Annotated in this window: 21 protein-coding genes and 1 riboswitch; of the genes, 10 read left to right on the plus strand and 11 right to left on the minus strand. The window is 44.6% G+C overall.

Annotation, left to right across the window (positions count from 1 at the left end):
• Window positions 1–122 precede the first annotated feature (122 nt).
• Both AAJP47_RS08245 and AAJP47_RS08250 read left to right on the plus strand, forming a co-directional pair.
• Window positions 123–1,046 (plus strand): LysR family transcriptional regulator, encoded by a 924-nt coding sequence (locus AAJP47_RS08245; RefSeq protein WP_346717424.1) that lies wholly within the window; start codon window positions 123–125, stop codon window positions 1,044–1,046.
• 309 nt (window positions 1,047–1,355) lie between these two features.
• A complete protein-coding gene (locus AAJP47_RS08250; RefSeq protein WP_346717425.1) occupies window positions 1,356–2,450 on the plus strand; it encodes an NADH:flavin oxidoreductase/NADH oxidase in 1,095 nt (364 codons plus the stop codon).
• A 76-nt stretch (window positions 2,451–2,526) separates the two neighbouring features.
• Here AAJP47_RS08250 and AAJP47_RS08255 read toward each other — a convergent pair whose 3' ends face one another.
• From AAJP47_RS08255 to AAJP47_RS08280, 6 genes are all read right to left on the minus strand, one after another.
• Complete coding sequence (locus tag AAJP47_RS08255) at window positions 2,527–2,838, minus strand: cupin domain-containing protein (protein WP_346717426.1); 312 nt, start codon at window positions 2,836–2,838, stop codon at window positions 2,527–2,529.
• Window positions 2,839–2,955: 117 nt separating this feature from the next.
• Window positions 2,956–3,273: an antibiotic biosynthesis monooxygenase family protein gene (locus tag AAJP47_RS08260; protein WP_346717427.1), complete on the minus strand. Its 318-nt coding sequence runs from the start codon at window positions 3,271–3,273 to the stop codon at window positions 2,956–2,958.
• A 237-nt stretch (window positions 3,274–3,510) separates the two neighbouring features.
• Entirely contained in the window at window positions 3,511–4,029 is a 519-nt protein-coding gene (locus AAJP47_RS08265; RefSeq protein WP_346717428.1) for a DUF4269 domain-containing protein, read from the minus strand.
• Between the two features lie 151 nt (window positions 4,030–4,180).
• Window positions 4,181–4,915: an SDR family oxidoreductase gene (locus tag AAJP47_RS08270; protein ID WP_346717429.1), complete on the minus strand. Its 735-nt coding sequence runs from the start codon at window positions 4,913–4,915 to the stop codon at window positions 4,181–4,183.
• Between the two features lie 93 nt (window positions 4,916–5,008).
• Window positions 5,009–5,350 (minus strand): AzlD domain-containing protein, encoded by a 342-nt coding sequence (locus tag AAJP47_RS08275; protein ID WP_346717430.1) that lies wholly within the window; start codon window positions 5,348–5,350, stop codon window positions 5,009–5,011.
• A complete protein-coding gene (locus AAJP47_RS08280) occupies window positions 5,347–6,132 on the minus strand; it encodes an AzlC family ABC transporter permease (protein WP_346717431.1) in 786 nt (261 codons plus the stop codon). Before AAJP47_RS08280 ends, AAJP47_RS08275 begins: the two co-directional genes overlap by 4 nt.
• 260 nt (window positions 6,133–6,392) lie before the next feature.
• On the opposite strand from AAJP47_RS08280, the gene AAJP47_RS08285 reads away from it, so the two are divergent.
• Window positions 6,393–7,187, plus strand: coding sequence for a type 2 periplasmic-binding domain-containing protein (locus AAJP47_RS08285; RefSeq protein WP_346717432.1), 795 nt, complete (start codon window positions 6,393–6,395; stop codon window positions 7,185–7,187).
• Between the two features lie 140 nt (window positions 7,188–7,327).
• Complete coding sequence (locus AAJP47_RS08290; protein WP_346717433.1) at window positions 7,328–7,606, plus strand: peptidylprolyl isomerase; 279 nt, start codon at window positions 7,328–7,330, stop codon at window positions 7,604–7,606.
• Between the two features lie 149 nt (window positions 7,607–7,755).
• On the opposite strand, the gene AAJP47_RS08295 is transcribed toward AAJP47_RS08290, so the two are convergent.
• Window positions 7,756–8,970, minus strand: a complete 1,215-nt coding sequence (locus AAJP47_RS08295) for an MFS transporter (protein WP_346717434.1) — start codon at window positions 8,968–8,970, stop codon at window positions 7,756–7,758.
• Between the two features lie 352 nt (window positions 8,971–9,322).
• On the opposite strand from AAJP47_RS08295, the gene AAJP47_RS08300 reads away from it, so the two are divergent.
• Window positions 9,323–10,105: a helix-turn-helix transcriptional regulator gene (locus AAJP47_RS08300; RefSeq protein WP_346717435.1), complete on the plus strand. Its 783-nt coding sequence runs from the start codon at window positions 9,323–9,325 to the stop codon at window positions 10,103–10,105.
• Window positions 10,106–10,163: 58 nt separating this feature from the next.
• Here AAJP47_RS08300 and AAJP47_RS08305 read toward each other — a convergent pair whose 3' ends face one another.
• The gene (locus tag AAJP47_RS08305) at window positions 10,164–11,030 is read right to left on the minus strand and encodes an SDR family NAD(P)-dependent oxidoreductase (protein ID WP_346717436.1); all 867 of its coding nucleotides are present in this window, start codon (window positions 11,028–11,030) and stop codon (window positions 10,164–10,166) included.
• Between the two features lie 180 nt (window positions 11,031–11,210).
• Between AAJP47_RS08305 and AAJP47_RS08310 the strand changes: the two genes are divergently transcribed.
• The 3 genes from AAJP47_RS08310 to AAJP47_RS08320 all read left to right on the plus strand — a co-directional run bounded on the left by AAJP47_RS08310 (window position 11,211) and on the right by AAJP47_RS08320 (window position 13,592).
• Window positions 11,211–12,131 (plus strand): LysR family transcriptional regulator, encoded by a 921-nt coding sequence (locus AAJP47_RS08310; RefSeq protein ID WP_346717437.1) that lies wholly within the window; start codon window positions 11,211–11,213, stop codon window positions 12,129–12,131.
• A gap of 115 nt (window positions 12,132–12,246) precedes the next feature.
• Window positions 12,247–13,092, plus strand: a complete 846-nt coding sequence (gene modA, locus AAJP47_RS08315; protein WP_346717438.1) for a molybdate ABC transporter substrate-binding protein — start codon at window positions 12,247–12,249, stop codon at window positions 13,090–13,092.
• Between the two features lie 137 nt (window positions 13,093–13,229).
• Window positions 13,230–13,592, plus strand: coding sequence for a DUF3817 domain-containing protein (locus AAJP47_RS08320; RefSeq protein WP_346717439.1), 363 nt, complete (start codon window positions 13,230–13,232; stop codon window positions 13,590–13,592).
• A gap of 8 nt (window positions 13,593–13,600) precedes the next feature.
• Here AAJP47_RS08320 and AAJP47_RS08325 read toward each other — a convergent pair whose 3' ends face one another.
• Both AAJP47_RS08325 and AAJP47_RS08330 read right to left on the minus strand, forming a co-directional pair.
• Window positions 13,601–14,263, minus strand: a complete 663-nt coding sequence (locus AAJP47_RS08325; protein ID WP_346717440.1) for a LysE family translocator — start codon at window positions 14,261–14,263, stop codon at window positions 13,601–13,603.
• 149 nt (window positions 14,264–14,412) lie between these two features.
• A complete protein-coding gene (locus tag AAJP47_RS08330) occupies window positions 14,413–14,985 on the minus strand; it encodes a manganese efflux pump MntP (protein ID WP_346717441.1) in 573 nt (190 codons plus the stop codon).
• Window positions 14,986–14,992: 7 nt separating this feature from the next.
• Window positions 14,993–15,169: riboswitch (yybP-ykoY riboswitch) on the minus strand.
• A gap of 194 nt (window positions 15,170–15,363) precedes the next feature.
• On the opposite strand from AAJP47_RS08330, the gene AAJP47_RS08335 reads away from it, so the two are divergent.
• Window positions 15,364–16,239 carry a hypothetical protein gene (locus AAJP47_RS08335; protein WP_346717442.1) on the plus strand — a complete coding sequence of 292 codons (876 nt, stop codon included), beginning with the start codon at window positions 15,364–15,366 and terminating at the stop codon, window positions 16,237–16,239.
• Window positions 16,240–16,246: 7 nt separating this feature from the next.
• On the opposite strand, the gene ampC is transcribed toward AAJP47_RS08335, so the two are convergent.
• On the minus strand, window positions 16,247–17,431 hold the full coding sequence (gene ampC, locus AAJP47_RS08340) for a class C beta-lactamase (RefSeq protein ID WP_346717443.1): 1,185 nt from the start codon (window positions 17,429–17,431) through the stop codon (window positions 16,247–16,249).
• 350 nt (window positions 17,432–17,781) lie between these two features.
• On the opposite strand from ampC, the gene AAJP47_RS08345 reads away from it, so the two are divergent.
• A complete protein-coding gene (locus tag AAJP47_RS08345) occupies window positions 17,782–18,777 on the plus strand; it encodes a phosphatase PAP2 family protein (RefSeq protein WP_346717444.1) in 996 nt (331 codons plus the stop codon).
• The last annotated feature ends 49 nt before the right edge of the window (window positions 18,778–18,826 follow it).

Raw genomic sequence — 18,826 nt, forward strand, 5'->3', positions numbered from 1 at the left:
TTAGACCAAATCGTTTTTATGTTTTTCAACTCAATTATTGGTTACGATACTGATTAAAAGTTTGAAAAGAAATACAAATAGTGGCTTAATTAGATTCAAAAATTTGTTCAATAGAGTTATTTATGAAACCTAAGACGACGCTCGATCATTGGTTTGTACTTAAAACGGTGGTCGAGCAAGGCGGCTTTCACCAAGCAGCAGAATACATGGGTCGCAGCCAATCGGCATTGAGTTACGCTATTGCTAAACTGCAACAGCAATTAGGGGTACCTCTAATGGAGATGGAAGGTCGGAAATCCAAACTAACCGAAATTGGCCAACTACTCGTTCAAGATGGTAATGCCATACTGGGTGGCATGATAAATATTGAAGAGCGCGCCCTATCACTCGCTCGCGGACATGAGCTAAAGGTGCATTTATGTGTAGAGAATATCATTTCGCAACAAACGATCATCGCTGTGTTGGCAGATTTTCGTACCTATTTCCCTGATACGCTGTTAGAAGTAGAATTTGCTAGTTTAAGCACCATGCATGAACGCTATGAGCAGCGAGCCTCAGATATTTATCTATTAAGTGAGCCACCCTATGGCTCATTTAGCCAAGAGCTTGGGCCGCTTCCTTTGCTTTGTGTTGCCAGCGCAATGCACCCGCTAGCCGTCCAAGACAAGGCCGTAACCCGTAAAGATTTAGCGTTATCGCATGCTATTAAGTGTAAGAGTAACGAAACGGCTAAAGACATGGCTTACGCCCATGACACTTTCTCCGCTAGCTATTGGACCTTCAATAGTTTTTCCATGGTGATCGAGGTGATAAAAGCGGGATTAGGCTATGGCTGGGTACCTGAGCATATGATTCAAAGTGAACTTGAAAATCAACAATTAGTGCCTTTGAATCTTGCTGAAGGAGCACTTCGGACACACCTAATTAGACTGGTACATAAAAATTTGCATGGCGCAGGTCCAGCTGCTCTCCATCTTGCAAAAGCCTTGCAGCAAGAGTTTAGTAGTGGAACGTCATACGAAGACATACCCGCTAAAAAACTTTAAACGACTTAGCTCTAAACATAATGACCTTTACTTAAATATGCCCTATAAAAATAACCATTCATCCCCATCATCTAATCAAGCGGTCATCATATATGGTCAGTTCTCAATAAAATAGAGAATTAATCATAATGTGAGACTGGTATAAACTTTTCTTGCGTACTGTTAATACAGAGGCTGCGCAACATTCATCCCAGTCTCACTGTGTCTCTTTTAAAATATGTCTCTTTTAAAGAGAATCAACCATAAACCATTTATATCGCTTTGCATTTTATTTCTCGTACCTTTAGACGCGTTTTTTAAGGATTCATCATGAGCCAGCTTTTTTCGCCTTTGACAATTGGGCAACTAACATTAGACAACCGTATCATCATCGCACCCATGTGCCAGTACTCTGCCAATGATGGCGCGGCAAGCGATTGGCATACAATCCATGTAGGCCAAATGAGTTTGAGCGGCGCAGGACTACTTATTTTAGAAGCCACTGCGGTCAACCCACAAGGACGTATCAGTTATGCTGATTTAGGATTATGGGATGAAAGGACGCAAACAGCACTGGATAAGACACTAACAGCCGTCAGACAGTACAGCCCGATGCCAATAGGCGTACAACTTGCGCATGCGGGACGTAAAGCGTCAACCGAAAAACCATGGGACGGCGGCGGTTCGATTGCGCCTGATCAAACAAATGGCTGGCAAACAGTTGCACCGTCGGCACTTGCGTATGACGAGAACTCGAGCGTGCCCAAAGCAATGAATCAAAATGACATTGATGCGCTAATAAGCGACTTTGTGAATGCGGCAAAACGCACAGATGCGCTAGGTCTTGAATTAATTGAGATTCATGGCGCGCACGGTTATCTATTACATCAGTTTTTATCGCCACTTTCTAATAAGCGTGATGATCAATACGGCGGCAGCCTTGAGAACAGAATGCGCTTGTTACTTGACGTATTTACAGCGGTTCGAGCTGAGTTTCCAAGTGAAAAGCCAGTGGGTGTGCGTGTGTCTGCTACCGATTGGGTCGAAAGCGGCTGGGATCTTGAACAAACGATTGAACTGGCTAAAGCATTAGAGGCGTTGGGCTGTGATTATATTCATGTGAGCACCGCAGGGCTGAGCCCAGAACAACAAATCCCTGTGGAAGCGAACTATCAAGTGCCTTTTGCCACAGCGATAAAAGAAGCGGTAGAAATACCAGTAATCGCAGTGGGCTTAATCACCGAAGCCAAGCAAGCGCAAAGCATCATTACTGAACAGCAAGCTGATGCGGTTGCATTGGCACGCGGCATCCTTTATAACCCGCATTGGCCTTGGTATGCCGCTGCTGAGCTTGGCGCAAAAGTAAAAGCGCCTAAACAATATCTGCGCTCAAGCCCACACGGTAAACCCTCTCCAATAGAATAACCGTATAGGCATACTGGCTCAATTGGTTGAAACCAGTTGAGCCTTGTTGTTATAAATGGAGTCGTTGATTAGCTTGTTATATGCTTCCTTCTGATTCTACGACTAAGATTCTTGCTTCACCGCGAGGATGCGCAACATGCTCAGTTCCAATAGAAGCATAAAATATATCACCAGTTTCTAGGACTGCTGATTGCTCAATTCCATTTTCTTTGAATAACATTTCAACAGTTCCATCTAAAACAACAAAGACTTCTTCACCATCATTTACATGCCACTTATAAGGTTGATCAGTCCAATGTAAGCGCGTAGTTATTCCATTCATATTTGCGATATCTTTTGCGCCCCAAGCGCGTTCAGACTTGAATTGCTTACTTTTTATTATTTCCACGATACCTCCAAATAGTGATGAGCATATAATGCTCTATTAAGGGGAAACCTATAGTTGGCTAAAATGTTGAGAAGAGAGAAAACAGCCAACTGTAAATTTTCCCTCTTGAATGGCTTGTTAGATGCCGTAATCACGTTCCACTTTGGATATACGAACCTTAAATGAATTGTACAAAGACTTACGACCAATTTTTTGAGCTTCTAGGTGTTCGGAGTTAGCTTTCCAATTTTTAATTGAATCTAAGTCTGCCCAATAAGAAACGGTTATACCGACATCTTCTCTTGCTGATTCTATGCCCAAAAAACCAGATTGCTGCTTTGCAAGTTCTACCATTCTACTTGCCATATCATCGTAACCATTATCACCTTCTGTTCGTATGGAAGTAAAAATAACAGCAAAATATGGAGGTTTAGGTGTATTAGCGATAACCGACATTGGTACTCCTAAGCATATAGATGTAATAACTCTCACACGACATTAACCTCCGCTTTCGTGGGTTAGCTTAATTCAAAGCCAGCGCTACCATTATGATGTCAAATAACTAAACTTCCTTTATATAGCTAACGCCAAGCTCACATGCACATACTGCGGAAAGTATTCGTGTGTGAAAATGGAGCGCAGCGACATACACATAAACAAGCGTAGCAGTATGTGTCAGAGTGCAACTCCATGTTATATACAATTTTGAACATGAGATTTAAGTTGTGTATTTGTCCACGACTCTAGTTCGAGAACCGCATTATAAGGATCGCCTTTCAGCCCCAAAATCTGACTAATTGCTGGCTCGGTTTTTAACCCGCTACGCTTAAGAAAGCGAATTTTTTGTTTGATTGGCGCGCCACCTAACCGAGCCAACCTCTGCATTACTTGATAATGCCTATATGCCAATTGTTGCGTGACTGGAATTGACGTCCCATAAACCTCAAACAAAAAGCTTGCTACTTTAAAACGGCCAATGACACGCTCCGCATATACGTTAAGGCTATAAGATTCGTAATTCTGAAAGCTGTTTGAAATTGCCGACACAAACGCGCTTTGTTGATGATACTCACAGACCACATCAATATCGCTTTGGTCTGTATCGAATTCCACGAGAATAGTGCTGATTATCTGTGGTGAATACTCTTCAAGTATTTCTACTATTCGAGATTGTGAAATCGCGTTTTCGGCTTTTGCTATTTTACTGCTCATAATGGTCCTCGAAGCGTATAACACCACACATTTTTGGCAAATTTGGATTTGACATTTGAACTCCGTGTTGCAAGTAGCCTTAGACTTTAGTATTTATGCGACACCCTGTTTTTTTTGCATCATCGCTTATTGAGCTAAGGCGCTAACTGATTTATGTATCAAGACTACCACCATATTCTTTAGGAACCAGATCGTCTTGACGCTCACCTGTCCGGATCAGACCAAGGATCTTTTCTGCTACGCGTTCGGGAGAATGAGCCGCCTCGCCGATACCCTTTATTTCTGCTTCGGCGGCGTCTTGCCCTTTTTCGACTGCCCCATAGAACTCAGTATCGGTCACAAATGGATAGAGCGTCGAGACAACAATTCCAGCTTCCGCCAACTCAACCCTAGCTACGTCAGACAGTGTATTTAAGGCAGTTTTTGAGCTGGTATAGGCTGACGCACCGGGCAGAATGCCAAAAGTCGCACCAGAACTTACATTAACGATAGCACCAGACCCTTGCTGACGCATGTGCGGAATCACTGCCTGCATCATGACCAGAGGCGCTATGGTGTTGAGCTCAAGAAGTTCACGATAAGCCTCAATATCGATATTCTCTATCGGAGAGTATAAGCCACGTCCCGCGTTGTTCACTAGCGCATCAATCTGACCGAATTTTTCCAAGGCTTTTTGAATGCAGGTTTCAATCTGCGCGGCATCGGTTACGTCACAAGGAAGCGCCAATGCATTAGAGCCAAGCAGAGCTGCTAGATCGCGGAGCTTGTCCTCACGGCGAGCAAGTAAAACCACGCGTGCACCCTTCTCTACAGCAGCAATCGCTGTCGCCTCGCCGATACCAGACGACGCGCCCGTTATTAATATGGTTGAGTTTTCAATATTCATTATTTCAGCCTTTTTTAAGTCGTCTTTATAGGTGCATTCAATGATTCATATTACGTTCCTTTATAACAATGTTCAATGAGCCATATCAGATCATCAACTCAAGCCAAAAGAACGCAGGGCATAAAACCCGGCCATGCTCAGTATAATTACGAGTAACGTTTGTCGAATCACGACGCTCAAGCCAATAGCCAACAATCCCGCCCAAAAATAGCTGCTACTCAGCAGCCCAATCTCGCCAGATTCTGCTAAGCCCGCTTGAAAAACAATAGGCACGACCAGTGCGATTAAAATACAGGGCGCGGTAAATACAAACAGCGCTTCAATGCGAGGAGGTATGCGAATCTGAAAAGAGGTGGTAAAAAAGAAATAGCGACTGATAAAAGTAATCACAGCCATAACGACGATAGCGGCCGTAAAGTAAGATGCGGTGATCATAGTGTATTCCCCTCCTCATCAGTTACTCCATCGTCAATCGTCGCATCATCCGCCTTATCATCATCGTTGCTCGACTTTGAAAACAACGTACCGACGATCATGCCAATTAATGCAGAAAATATCAGTCCATTGCCGATATGGAAATACTCAAATACATAAGCAAATGCAGCACTGGTCACGACACTAAGTAGCAATGCCTTGGTTTTTATCATCGGTAAAATGATCGTAATAAACGTGGCAGCAATCACGAAATCAAACCCAAGCGAATCGATATCGCTTAAAAACCTTGCTAAAAAAATGCCTAAAAACGTTGAGAGGTTCCAAATCACATAAAAGACCAAGCCTGCGGTCACGGTATACGCATAATCAAAATATCCGTTTTTTAATTGTGACTCTTCTGACACGGCAAACATAAAATCATTCATGGTAAAAGCAAACAACAAGCGTTTGTATAATGGCAGTTTGGTGATCTCTTCTTTGTACACCGCAGAATATAATATATAGCGCACGTTGACCATACTGGTGCTATTGATCAAGGTCAGCCAACTACCGCCTGCTCCCAAAATGGTGATGCCTGACAGCTGAGCGGTGCCTGCAAACATCGTCAACGACATCATTTGCGCCTGCAAGCCGCTCAGTCCCGCTTCAACCGCGAGCGTGCCACAAAGCACACCCCACGGTATGGCGGAGATGGACAACGGAAGTATAGCGAGTGTCGCAGCAAGTGTGCGATTGTTGGGTGAGGACGTGCTTGAGTCTGCTTGAGTCATAGAGTCAGTCATTCGCTACTCCTAATGCTGTATTGTTTAAGTAGAGCAGTAGTTATACCGTAGAATGACAAAACGGGTAAAATGAGATAAATTGTATTTAATATAAACAAAACTTATGACTTATCGATGACTGGTTGAGTTTTTTAGTGTGAGCGTAAAAGGAAGGGATAAGATGGGTTTTGAGCATCAGCAAAAAAGTAACAACCACAATGATTTTTTTCGGCGTAATGATTCTATTACTTTGGAGCAAATCAAAAACTATATTGCTATCTATGAATTGGGTAGCCTCTCTCTTGCGGCAAAGGCTGCCTACAAAACCCAAGCCCGCTATCAGTCATAACATTAGCAAGCTGGAGGAGAAGCTGAGCGCAAAGCTAATCAAACGCGAGCGCGGCAAAGCCATTAGCTTTACCGAAGAAGGCCATCAGTTTTACCAGCAGGTTGCCCCTGCCTTGGGGCATTTGCTCAGTCAAATAGATGAGGTTGAAAACAAAAACGCGATTAGCATTGGGATATGCGATGATTTGCCCATGTCGGTACAGCTGGCCGTACAAAAAATGGTGAGCCAGCTCACCGATAGCCGTGTTCGCGTCATCTGTGACTTTTCGCACAGCATCCAAGACATGGTAGTAAGCGGTAGACTGTCATACGGCATCATAAAGATGACAGTGGACAGGGTAGAAGACACTCATCCCTTTGGCTGGGTGAGCAGCCAAAAAGTCACTTTCGATGAAGTAGATAAGCTGCCCATCGTCTCTGCGCATAATGGCTGTTTTGTGCGTCATATTATAGAAGACACCTTAAACGACAGCGGCAAACGTTATTATTTTAGTTATTTGGCCAACCATTTACAGCACCAAGTCGCGGCCATTCAGGCAGGATTTGGCATAGGGATATTGAGTAAAGCCTTTATAACACGTACCGCCAATCTTGAGCTGCTCGGCAAAGACGAAGGGTTCCCTATGTTACCCAGCTATCAATATCGTTTGATAGGAGACGCTGATACGCACCTCAAACAAAAAATTGAGCAGCCTTTGACAGATTTTGTGGCGAATATAAGGGATTAGAGCATTCATCTCAGTCGTCCTGTCACGCTTTTAAAGTTGATCGACTATAATTAACTTGACAGCATTCAAGTGAGACTAACAACCCAGATAAGCCGTGATATAATGCCGCGATCATCAACATTTTATAAAAGGTTTACATCATGGCTCGTACCGCTAGCGCATCACACATCTTAGTAAAACACAAAGAACAGGCAGAAGACATTCTTGCCAAGCTTAAAAAAGGCGCTCAGTTTGATGTGCTGGCTAAAAAACATTCAACCTGCCCCTCAGGTAAAAAAGGCGGCAATTTAGGTGAGTTCACACAAGGCGAGATGGTACCCGCATTTGATAAAGTCTGCTTCAGCGGCGAGCTATTCACCCCACATTTGGTAAAGACCAAATTTGGCTGGCATGTGGTTAAGGTGCTTTATAGAACTTAGGCGTTTCGGCATTTTTACCAGTCACGGTGTTTACTTTATTCATTCTGGCGGCAACGCCCGTTTCTGTTTATACCAGACTGGTAATGTCTTTAGCTGTATAATTTATAGTACCCGTATCCTTGCAAACCTCTTGTAATCTGCTATTACTCTTAACTAGCCTTATGATACCTCATACCCATAAGCTGCAAAAAAGCTCCTATAGCTGCCACTATGCCTGCACCTACTGGCAACGTCCATACAGGAAGGTTTAATACCAACACCATACCTCCTATTCCTGCTCCAATTGCGCTGCCCAGATAAAGCGCAGATTCATTTAAGGCGACAGCAAGATTACCATCACCTTTAGACTCTCTAACGTCGATTAATTGATTGTTCTGCGGCACTTGTAATGCCCAGCCAACCGCGCCCCAAATAACAATCGGAACCATGGCAAACCAAGCATTCCAAGAGGCAATGAGAGGTAATAACATTAAAGACAATGCCAATATCAGCATAATAAACAGCGTCGTTAAAGGCGCTCGGATACGATCGGTTAAAGGCCCCACTAAAAAACTACCGACGATACCGCCCACGCCCCAAATCCAAAGATAAGGTGTAATCGAATCTACCCCGCCATATGCAGACGCCGACATCAAAGGCGCTAAGAAAGTATACATACCAAGGCTGGCGATGGCCGCAAGCAAGGACACCGACAGAATCATGATGACTTGACGATCAAGTAGCAACGACATTTTTTTGCGTAGAGGAATACTCTCTGAAATAGGCAATGTGGGTAATCGCCAAAACAATCCTACAAAGGCAATAATGCCAAGTAACGTAATCAACCAAAACGCGGACGCCCAGCCCAAGCGCTCAGCGAGAACCAGACCCAACGGCACTCCTAAAACTGTCCCTGCTGCCATGCCGCCCATAATAATAGAGATGGCTTTTGCTCGCCCAAATGGCGATATGGTCGCCACTGCCGCAATACCGACTGCTAAGTAGACCCCTGACCCAATACCTGCTAATGCTCGAAAAACAAGTAACCAAGAAAAACTGGTTGATAAGGCGCTGGCTGCATTGGCGAGTACGAACAGACCAAGCGCCACCAGCAATCCTTTACGCTGAGCCTGCCCCGGCAGCAAAGCCACCACGATTGGAGATCCAAGTCCATAAGCCAAGGTAAACGCCGTGACAAGCTGCGCTGCTACGCCAGCAGAAACCCCAAAGGCAGGCTCGATCATGGGAATAAGTCCAGCCGTGACATAAGATGCCATCCCCAATGCAAAAGCGCCCAGTGCAATCAAATACACCATAAGTGCATTGGTCTGAGACGTTGCAGTCGCTTCGTTTTTAGGTTCGTAAGTTTTATGGTGTGTGCTCATAGAGAAGCTCTCGTTGTAAAAAAACCTCATTCTACAAGTGGCGCAATAGTGTTACAATTTAACCGTTTATACTATTACTAATAGTACTAGGCAAACACTATAGTTAGTTCAAAATAAAGCTGCAAAATACTTACCTCAGCAGCACTGTATCGATTTTATGTATAGTTGATTCTAAATAAAGTGGATACAAGAAAGGATAGAGCGAGACTGGAACCAATTTTTCTTGCTTGCTGTGCCTTCGCCGACAGAGGCATCAAAAAATAAGTCCCATTCTCGCTGTGCCTTTTTTATATTGGATTGACTATACCTCGGCTATAAGAGCGCTCGGCAATTATAAAAAGACAGGAACCTTATGGGAAAATTAGAACGTACGCGAAAAGAGCTGGCGACTTTTTTAAGAACTCGGCGAGAGCGCTTATCTCCTGCCGATGTGGGTTTGCCCAGTGGCGGTCGCAGGCGCACCCCGGGCCTGCGCCGCGAAGAAGTTGCGGCTCTATCAGGCGTGGGACTGACTTGGTATATGTGGCTTGAGCAAGGACGCAATATTAATGCCTCCTCCGCTTTTTTGGATAATTTGGCGCAAACATTAAAGCTAGATGCGGCTGAACGCAGGCATTTGTTTTTGCTCGCTCATGATCGCCTTCCCGCCGAACCCGGCAAGACCTTTTGTCAAGTGCCACCGCTCGTCTTAAGAATCATGAAAGACTTGTCCCCTCATGCGGCTTACATCCTAAACCTTCGATGGGATATCCTCGCTTTTAACGAACCAGCGAATCAGCTATTCGGCTTTGGACGTTACACCAATGAGGAGCGCAATTTGCTTTGGATACTCTTCACTGACGCTGCGCTTAGAGAACGACTCGTCGATTGGGAAGACCAAGCCTTGCAAATGTTGTCCAGTTTTAGGCGAGATTATGCTCATGCCACCCAAGAAGCAGATATACAGGCCTTGGTCACTAATTTAAAAAAAGTCTCGCCAGAATTCAAACAATGGTGGCAGCGCCATGATGTCGATGCCCCATGTCAAGGTACAAGACAGATGCATATCAATGGTCAGGTTGCTACCTTCGAACATACCTCAATGACGGTGGACGCCGATCGCCATCTGCGTTTGGTCGTTTATGCGCAAAAATAGCAGTGTAAAAAACTCTCCCTTAAATCTATCTTACCTGCAACTACCGCTATCACCTTATTCATGCGCGCGGTTCTCTACTAACGATAGCAATCGACGACCAATTGTCCGCGACCTCTTGCGCCGTTGATGCCTGAACCGCTCGAAGGTTTCGCGGATAATCCACACCTTCTGCTTCCATCGCGCGCGTTGCATGAAACTGGCCATTGGCGGCGCGAAGTATCCATCCGCCTTCCCTGCAGGCGACCGATGCCAAATACGTGACCCCTGCGGCTACCTCAGAGGCGCGTAATTCTTCAGGCTCCCCTTCTACGCCCCACATACGGGTTTTGGCAACGGGAGAGACCGCATTGACGATAATGTTATCCTTCTCACCTTCAGCCGCAAGGACGTTGGTAATACCCACCGCCGCCATTTTAGCCGCCGCATAGGCGGCAAGACCATGCTGCACATACTGAGGATAAAGCGCTCGGCATGAAGTCGTCATAACGATACGACCATAACCCGCTGCTTTCATCGAAGGCCAAACCGCTTGTGCGAGCCAAAGTGGTGCTTTAGCAGAGACGTCCATCATATGATCAAAAGCGCTTTCTGTTATCGACTCAACCTCTGCATGCGCAACCCAGCCAGCATTATGAATCAGTGCATCGAGCCGCCCTTTAACTTGTAGCGCATCCTGACAGAGTTTATGACAGCCTGCTCGCGTGCTGATATCTCCAGTAATGGCTTGTACGTCTAGTCCTTCTAATTGCAGTGTCTTTGCTGCAACCTCTGCAATTTGAAAATCAACTCCGTTGCCATCCGAATCAGCACCAATATCTTGAATTAAGACGGTTGCACCAAGCTCGGCAATACATCTGGCATAGGCAAAACCAAGTCCGCGCGCCGCGCCCGTTATCAGTACTACTTGTCCTTTAAAATCTATCATGTTGCTCTCTTATTAGAAATGATTAAAAAGACAGCATAAAGTTGAGAGTGTAATCTGTAAAATACTGTTTAAATGCCTCTACGATACATTTATCGTATCGTGAAGACAGTATTGTAAGGACAATATTACAAATGAGACAACTGATTGAACAGAGATAATTGAACAGACATGGAGCCGTACATGAGCATAGACATTCAGACGCGAATCACGTTGCGGGCAATGGAGCAATTTATCGCAGTGGCGGAGGAATTACATTTTCACCGTGCAGCAGAGCGACTCAATATGTCGCAGCCGCCGCTGACCAGTGCCATACGTAAATTAGAGGATACCATCGGTGTTACCTTGATCGAGCGTGGCAACCGCGTACTTGGCTTGACGCCAGCGGGCGAAAAATTTCTCAGTGAAGCGCGTGAGATACTGCGTCAAGCTGAACAGGCTATCACTGCAACGGTAGATATGGCAGCAGGTAGAACGGGATTGCTGCGTGTAGGATATATTGGCAGTGCGCTTTATGGCCGCCTGCCCAATGTGATTCGCCGATTTAGGACAAGCCATCCAAACGTGCGTCTTGAGCTAAGGGAGGTCACCACTGCCGCGCAAGTGAACGCATTAAGAGAGGGCACGCTGGACATAGGCGTATTGATACCGCCGCTTATGCATGCTGAAGATATCGAGCAGATACCATTTGACCATGATCGCTTATGTATGGCTATTCCTAAATACCATCCGCTCAATGAGCGATCAGACCTAACGCTTACCGATCTGGCAAATGAGCCTTTCATTTTATGGCCAATGGTTGAAGGGCGCGGTTTTCATCTTCAAGTTATTCGTCTGTGTGCAAACGCAGGCTTTGTACCTATGATCACTCAAGAAGCGCACGGAATGCATGCCGTGCTGTCTTTGGTTTCTGTTGGCGCCGGCGTTTCAATCGTTCCGCAGAGCATGAGCGGCTTTCGCGGCGATCAAATCAGCTATCATCCTCTATTAGGTTCTGAGTCTGCGTTTGACCTTGTCTTGAGCTATCGCTATTTATCACCATCAGCGCAGGCCTTTATTGATGCGCTTAAAGAAAAGTCGCCTGACCTAGACCAATGCGCGTAAACCGAAAACGAACACCACGAAATCTATGAATGTTTTATACTGTGACGCGTGAATTGGTCAAATATATGACAATGAATAACAGTAAAAGCGAACAATATAAAAACAAGGTTAAACGATGACTAAATCAGTAACTGCAACATCGGTCTGCTTGGCATTAATGCTAACGGCCTGTACCAAAGAACCGATCGCCGAGCCTAACACCTCAGATCCCAATAACAACGCCGCACAGACGCAAACGCTACGTATCGCAGCGGCGGCCAATTTGTCTGACGTACTGCCTAAGATCATCGCAGGCTATAAAAAAGACAAAAACATGCCAGCGCAAAAGATCGATGTCACCTATGCCTCGTCAGGCAAGCTCTATGCTCAGATCGCCTCTGGCGCGCCTTACGATATCTTTTTGGCCGCCAACCAAGACTTTCCCGCTAAGCTTGTCAAAGAAAAGCTGAATAATGAGCTGACGGCTAATGGAAAATGGCCGCAGCCCTTTAACTACACCCAAGGTCAACTAGCACTTTATAGCGTTAGTCAGTCTTTAGAGGGGTTCGATCCAGCAACCCTGAACGAATTGCTGACGGCTCGCTCTGATACAAAGATTACTATTGCCAATCCCAAGCTTGCCCCTTATGGCGAATCGGCAAAATCCTACCTACAAACGCAGAATCTCTATGACACGCTTACTGAACAAAAACGCATTATTCAAGCTGAAAATATCGGACAAGCGTTTCAATATGCGCATACCGGTAGCGTCGATTATGGGTTTGTCGCGCAGTCACAACTGACAGCGATCAAAGCTGCGCCTGACCAGTTTTATACATTAGCGCCAGCGTCTTATCCGGCTATTTTGCAAGACGGTATTGTAATCCGTGATACCGCAGCGGCCACTGATTTTTCTAACTATTTGCGCTCGCCTGCCGGACAACAGTATTTTGTCGATGCAGGTTATCTCGCTATCGATTGATACTTTATTGATAATTTAGTGATTGGATAACACCACCCGTAAAGCAGGCGCGTTATACTCAACCTCCCTTAACTCGTACGTTAGATAGCTGTCATCTTGCTCTTACTATTTACCTATCATCCAAAAAGGAACATACCGTGTCACAGGCTCCATCAACACTCGAACCGCTGCCTCATCTTAATAAAGGACAAAACATCACCTTCAAGAGCCTTATGATTATGGGCTATCTAGAAGGTACGTCTTTTTTGTTATTACTCTGCATTGCTATGCCACTAAAGTATATGATGGGCATTCCAGAAGCGGTGAGATACGTCGGCATGGCACACGGTGCATTATTCATTGCCTATATTGTGATACTGATATACGCGGCTGCTAAAATCAAAATGCCCGTTTGGGCCATACCTGCAGGTGTGCTTGGATCGTTCTTGCCATTTGGCCCGTTTATATTCGATTATGTCTTAAAAAAGCATTTAAGAAAAACAGAGACGATAAAAGTCTAAAGTAAGCCTTATACCTTTTTCGCTTCATAAGTCAGTAGCATGGCAGAGAAATACAACATGACAATACCTGCCAATCCATTTAACCATCTGCCAATAGAGCCGCCCTTAAAATAAGGCAAAAGTTTCATACTGACCGTGGCTAAAAGTATAAACCAGCTTCCTACAATAGTTGCATGAGTAAAGGTGAGGAGCAACGTGTCCGCTGTGGCTGTCGCAGACGTAAAATCAACGAAGTTTGGTATAACGGCCAGATAAAGCGCGGACACTTTGGGGTTTAAAATTTGGGTAATAAATCCTGTTTGCCAAAACTGTCTGCCTGATTTCTTTTGATTAGTGATTTGAGAGACAGGTTGCACATCCACACTTTTCTTAGTTTGGTTATATTTAAAAAACTGTTTGAGTGATTTGATCCCCAAGTAACATAGATATAAAGCGCCTAGTATTTTAATAGCTATAAATGCTTGTGGTACATAAATCAATAACGCGGATAAACCAAACAAGACAAAGAGTCCATGCATAAACGTGGCACAAAACAGACCAGAAATAATGGCCAATGTTGGCTTATAGCCATGCTGACCTAAGGTTTTTAATACAATAACGCCATTCGGACCCGGCGACATAACGATCAAAGTCGCCATGATAGTAAAAGCCAACCAAGTTGCATAATCCATCGCCCTTATCCTCTTTTAAATGAAACAATAATTGAATTATATTCTTTATAACTATTTTTTGAAATCTTAAAAGTGGTAAAAATCCTGATATGAGCGTAATTTATTTCAGTTGAAGTTACTTCTTTGGCATTTATTTTTTTAAACCAACTCTACAAATGACTTGCCAATATCCATCCACCGATGACGATGAGCATTAAGCCGCCGAATATTTCAGCCCTATGACCGATAAGTGAGCCAAGCGCTTTTCCGAGCAGCACGCCAATCGTCACCATGATAGTCGTTGCCAAGCCAATCAGACCTGCGGCGAGTAAAATATTCACCTCTATAAATGCCAGACTCACGCCGATCGCCATCGCATCAATACTGGTACCAAAAGCAGCAATCGCAAGTTTGACAAAAGAGTGTCTTGAAGGGGCTTCTTGTTCTTCATCGTCCGGTTGAAAACCTGCATAGAGCATATGCAGTCCTAAACCTGCCAGAATAACAAACGCGACCCAATGATCCCATGCTTCAACAAAAGAGGCATCGATAAAAGAAGTGGCAGAGCGGCCGATTAACCAGCCAATGATAGGAGTGATCGCTTCGATGGAGCCAAAGATGACACCCATTCTTAGCGCTTCGGTAAAACGAGGATTTTTAAGAATTGCGCCTTTACTAATAGCCACAGAGAAGGCATCAGTAGACATAGAAAAAGCAAGTAATAGTAGAGCAATAGGGTTCATTTGAGGTTCTCAGGTCGAGTATAGAGTCCACGACATACGCACACCCTCGACCTGCAGTGTGGATATATCTATGGTCTCGCCAACCGAGAGGTGTTCGCACCATGGCATGTGGCCAAGTATGTTGATACGAACGCTTTCGTAGTATAGATGGGACGAAAGCAGGCTACTCCCCAAAGAGGTAAGTAGGGTAACATTTATTGGTTATAAGTCAATAATAAAGTCCAAGATTATCCGGCCAAACCAGAATATTATATTGGCTATTAAGGCGTGTTGAACATTCACAAATAAAATTGATATCCGCTACAATATGTTGTGACGCTATTTAAATAAGCGATAGATTAAATAAGCGACAGACCGTTTATATTTAGGAGTACGACCATGTTTAATTCTCATCAGCGCTTACTATCTAAAAAGATAAAAACGCTATTAATGTCTGCCTGCCTCGTCGGAGGGGTACAGCTACTCATAGGCTGCGACTCGCCGTCCTCGTCCACCGCTGACAACGATAATGCCGCGCAAATTGATAAAAACACAGAAGCGTCTGTACCAAGCGATTCATCAGCGTCTGTTGAGACTGATGCGATGACAACAAACAAAGAATCAAATACGGCGGCAACGTCCCTACCTGACGATCAAGTGGTGAGTCCATCGGGTTATCAAAAACTAAGCTTTGGAGAAGTGGTTACTCCTGAGCGGTTAGCGGACTTGGGTTTGACCAAACAAGCGAGTGACAATGACCAATGCTACTATGTCAGTGATCCAAAACAGCAGTATATGGATAAAGCCTACGGCGAACGCGCCAGCGTCCTTTATCAAATTATAGACGGCAAGGTAGCGCTCATCACCATTCGTGATCCAAGCATTCCTTTTTATACCGATATCAAGGTTGGGGACTCTGTACAAGCAGTGATGGACGCGCATGATGACAGTCTCACTTATGCCGTGGATAAGTATGCCGTTGGCGGCGACTATTATAATCTAATTGCAAATGTCAACTTCATCATAATCGATGACGAAAATGTAGGCGAAGCTTTAACAGCAGACAACATCAAGCTAGACAATGACAATGACAATGACAACGACACCCTACCCATCCAGATTGAGTACCACTTAAAAGGTGGACAAAAACTGAGCGCCAATACCATTACTGAAACCGATTGGACGGTAGAAACCAAACGAGCCTTACAAGGTCAAGTAGAAAGCATCGATATCGGCATTCCAGATGCCATCTACTTGGTTGAAGGCTGCTCTTAATCCTCAATCAATGACTCATCGCACTCTCTAAAATCGTATAAGCAGCCTCAACACGCTCGGTGTTGGGGTAGTTTTTATTTGCCAAAATGACGATGCCTGTTTTTTTGGCAGGTACATAAGCCATATAAGCGCCAAAGCCATTGGTCGATCCCGTTTTATTGACCCAAACGTCTTCTAGCACGGGCGTTGGTGACTCATAGGCTTTGATAGGCTGCGGGTTTAGAATAACTTCTGTCGAATTGCCTTCAATCAGTGTCTTTAGCGTCGTAGGAAAAGGGTACATCTCCCATGCCAGCCCTTGTGTGAAGTTTTTGGTTTGATAATGGCCTTTTCGAGTATTGTCTAGTGCTTGCTGCATTGGCTTATCTAATGACACCAGTCCCATGTTCGCCGCCATATAATGCGTCATATCGGTGCTGGTTGATTTGATGCCGTAGGCTTCTGCATCCAGCAAGCCGGGATTGACTCGAATCGGCTCGCCTGCTTTATTGTAGCCAAACGCATAATCTGCCATTTTATCAGCAGGCACATTCACAAACGTATTGTCCATTTTTAATGACGGCAATACAGTGCTTTCCATTAGCGTTGTGTAGTCGGCATCCATACTGAGTGCTGCGATATGCCCAAACAGTCCGATACTGCTATTGGAATACAAGCGTGCTGTATCGACAGGAAAGGCAGGCTGCCAAGATTTATAATAGCGTAGCAGCTCCTTCTCGTTTTTAATATTTTCAGGCACTTGTAGCGGCAATCCACCCGCACTATAAGTTGCAAGGCTGATGAGTGCCGTGTTGCCAATGGCGCTGTTTTTTAGATAAGGAATGTAGTTGTCCGCGGTATCAGTGAGCGCCAATGTGCCATTTAACTCAACATAACTGGCAAGGGTTGCCGTAAAGGTTTTACTCACTGATCCCAGCTCAAAGATAGTGTCCTCTGATACGGGTATCTTGCGCTGTGTGTCGGCCAAGCCATAACTATAAATATGCGACTTGCCATCGATGATTATGCCAAACGCCATACCGGGAATCTGATATTCCGTCATCAAGCGCTCAGCTTGCGCATCGACTTTCTGCTGTAAGCGCTCATCAGACCTATCAAAGTCTGCCGCTTGAGCGTTTCCAGAAAGTACGAAGGTCGAGACGACTAGGCTAAATGCAAGTTGGGCTAGGTTTTTTTGGATTGATATTGTCATTGTCTATTTACTTATATCATTTAGGAAATAACGTGAGGAAGATGAGTATCAAAGGTAGCAGTTTTAATCATTATTTATTACGCTATTTTTTATATTTTTGGCTCTGATATCCGCTTTCTAATTATTCAACAACAGTAATAAATGGCGTCAAACTTTCAAATAACGACATACCGAAAAGAAAATCAAACAGCAATGCGTATATGGTTTGCTACAGTATCAGCCGATTATTCAGACTGAGCGCTAGTGAAAATGCCTTGAATTTCAATCATAACATTCAACCGCTATAGTAAGCATGATGAGAAGCACACGATTTAGTGCCCTATCAGTCCCAATAAAGGAATAAGCTATCCATGATTGCGCTCATTGAACAACATCCTCAGCTCATCAGCTTGGGACTGGTGCTTATTTTAACGATGGCACTGTTATGGCTGATACAGTATCTGTTGATTCGCTACGGTAAGTGCGTATTGGCGTTGCTCTCTCGCGGCGATCTTTGGCTGCGCGAACATATCGCACGTCTACCACTGATGGTACGTCTACAGCATCAATACCCAGCGCTATTTGGCTTTATCACCAAGCGCTTTGCCCGTGGTCACTTTTCTGGCCTGATACTCACCGTTTTGACATTCTTAAACATATATATTTTGGCGCTGTTTGCAGGCTTGATTGAGGATGTCGTAGAGGCCGACTCTATTGTGACCACCGATCTGTTTGTGTCGCAGCATATGAGCGTGCTACAAGATTCGACCATCGTCCCTGCATTTGTTTTTATCACCAGCTTAGGCTCTACGCCGATTACTTGCGTCATCATTCTACTGACAGCTATTCTCTGCGCGGTGGTGCGCCAGCCCTATATCTTGATTGGACTGCTGATCTCAACCATTGGCAGTACCACTTTTACATTTTTGAGCAAGATGATTTTTCAGCGGGCGCGACCGATCGATATTTTACTGATGGAACACACCTACTCTTTTCCCAGCGGTCATGCGACCATCAGTATTGCGCTCTATGGATTTCTTGCTTATATGGCGATTCGCTTTAGCCAAAGCTTTATTCGCCAAGTGCGGATATTATCGCTCACTATTTTGCTGTGTTTACTGATTGGGCTTAGCAGAATTGTATTAAATGAGCATTATCTTAGCGATGTGATGGGTGGATTTTTGGTGGGGACATTATGGCTGATCATCGCGATTAGTATGATGGAATGGCTGACCGCGAGAGGTAAAATCGATTGGGGCGTGTTATGGTCAAAAGGACAAATCTCACTGGTATGGCTGAGCGTCATCACAGTGTTTGTGGCTACGTTTATTTTTGCCAATATGTATCAATTTCCGTTGCTTGGGTAGTAATGTTGGCTAGAATAATCTTTAATACCATAGAAAAATAACGAGGACA

Source organism: Psychrobacter halotolerans (assembly GCF_039680845.1).
Taxonomy (GTDB): domain Bacteria; phylum Pseudomonadota; class Gammaproteobacteria; order Pseudomonadales; family Moraxellaceae; genus Psychrobacter.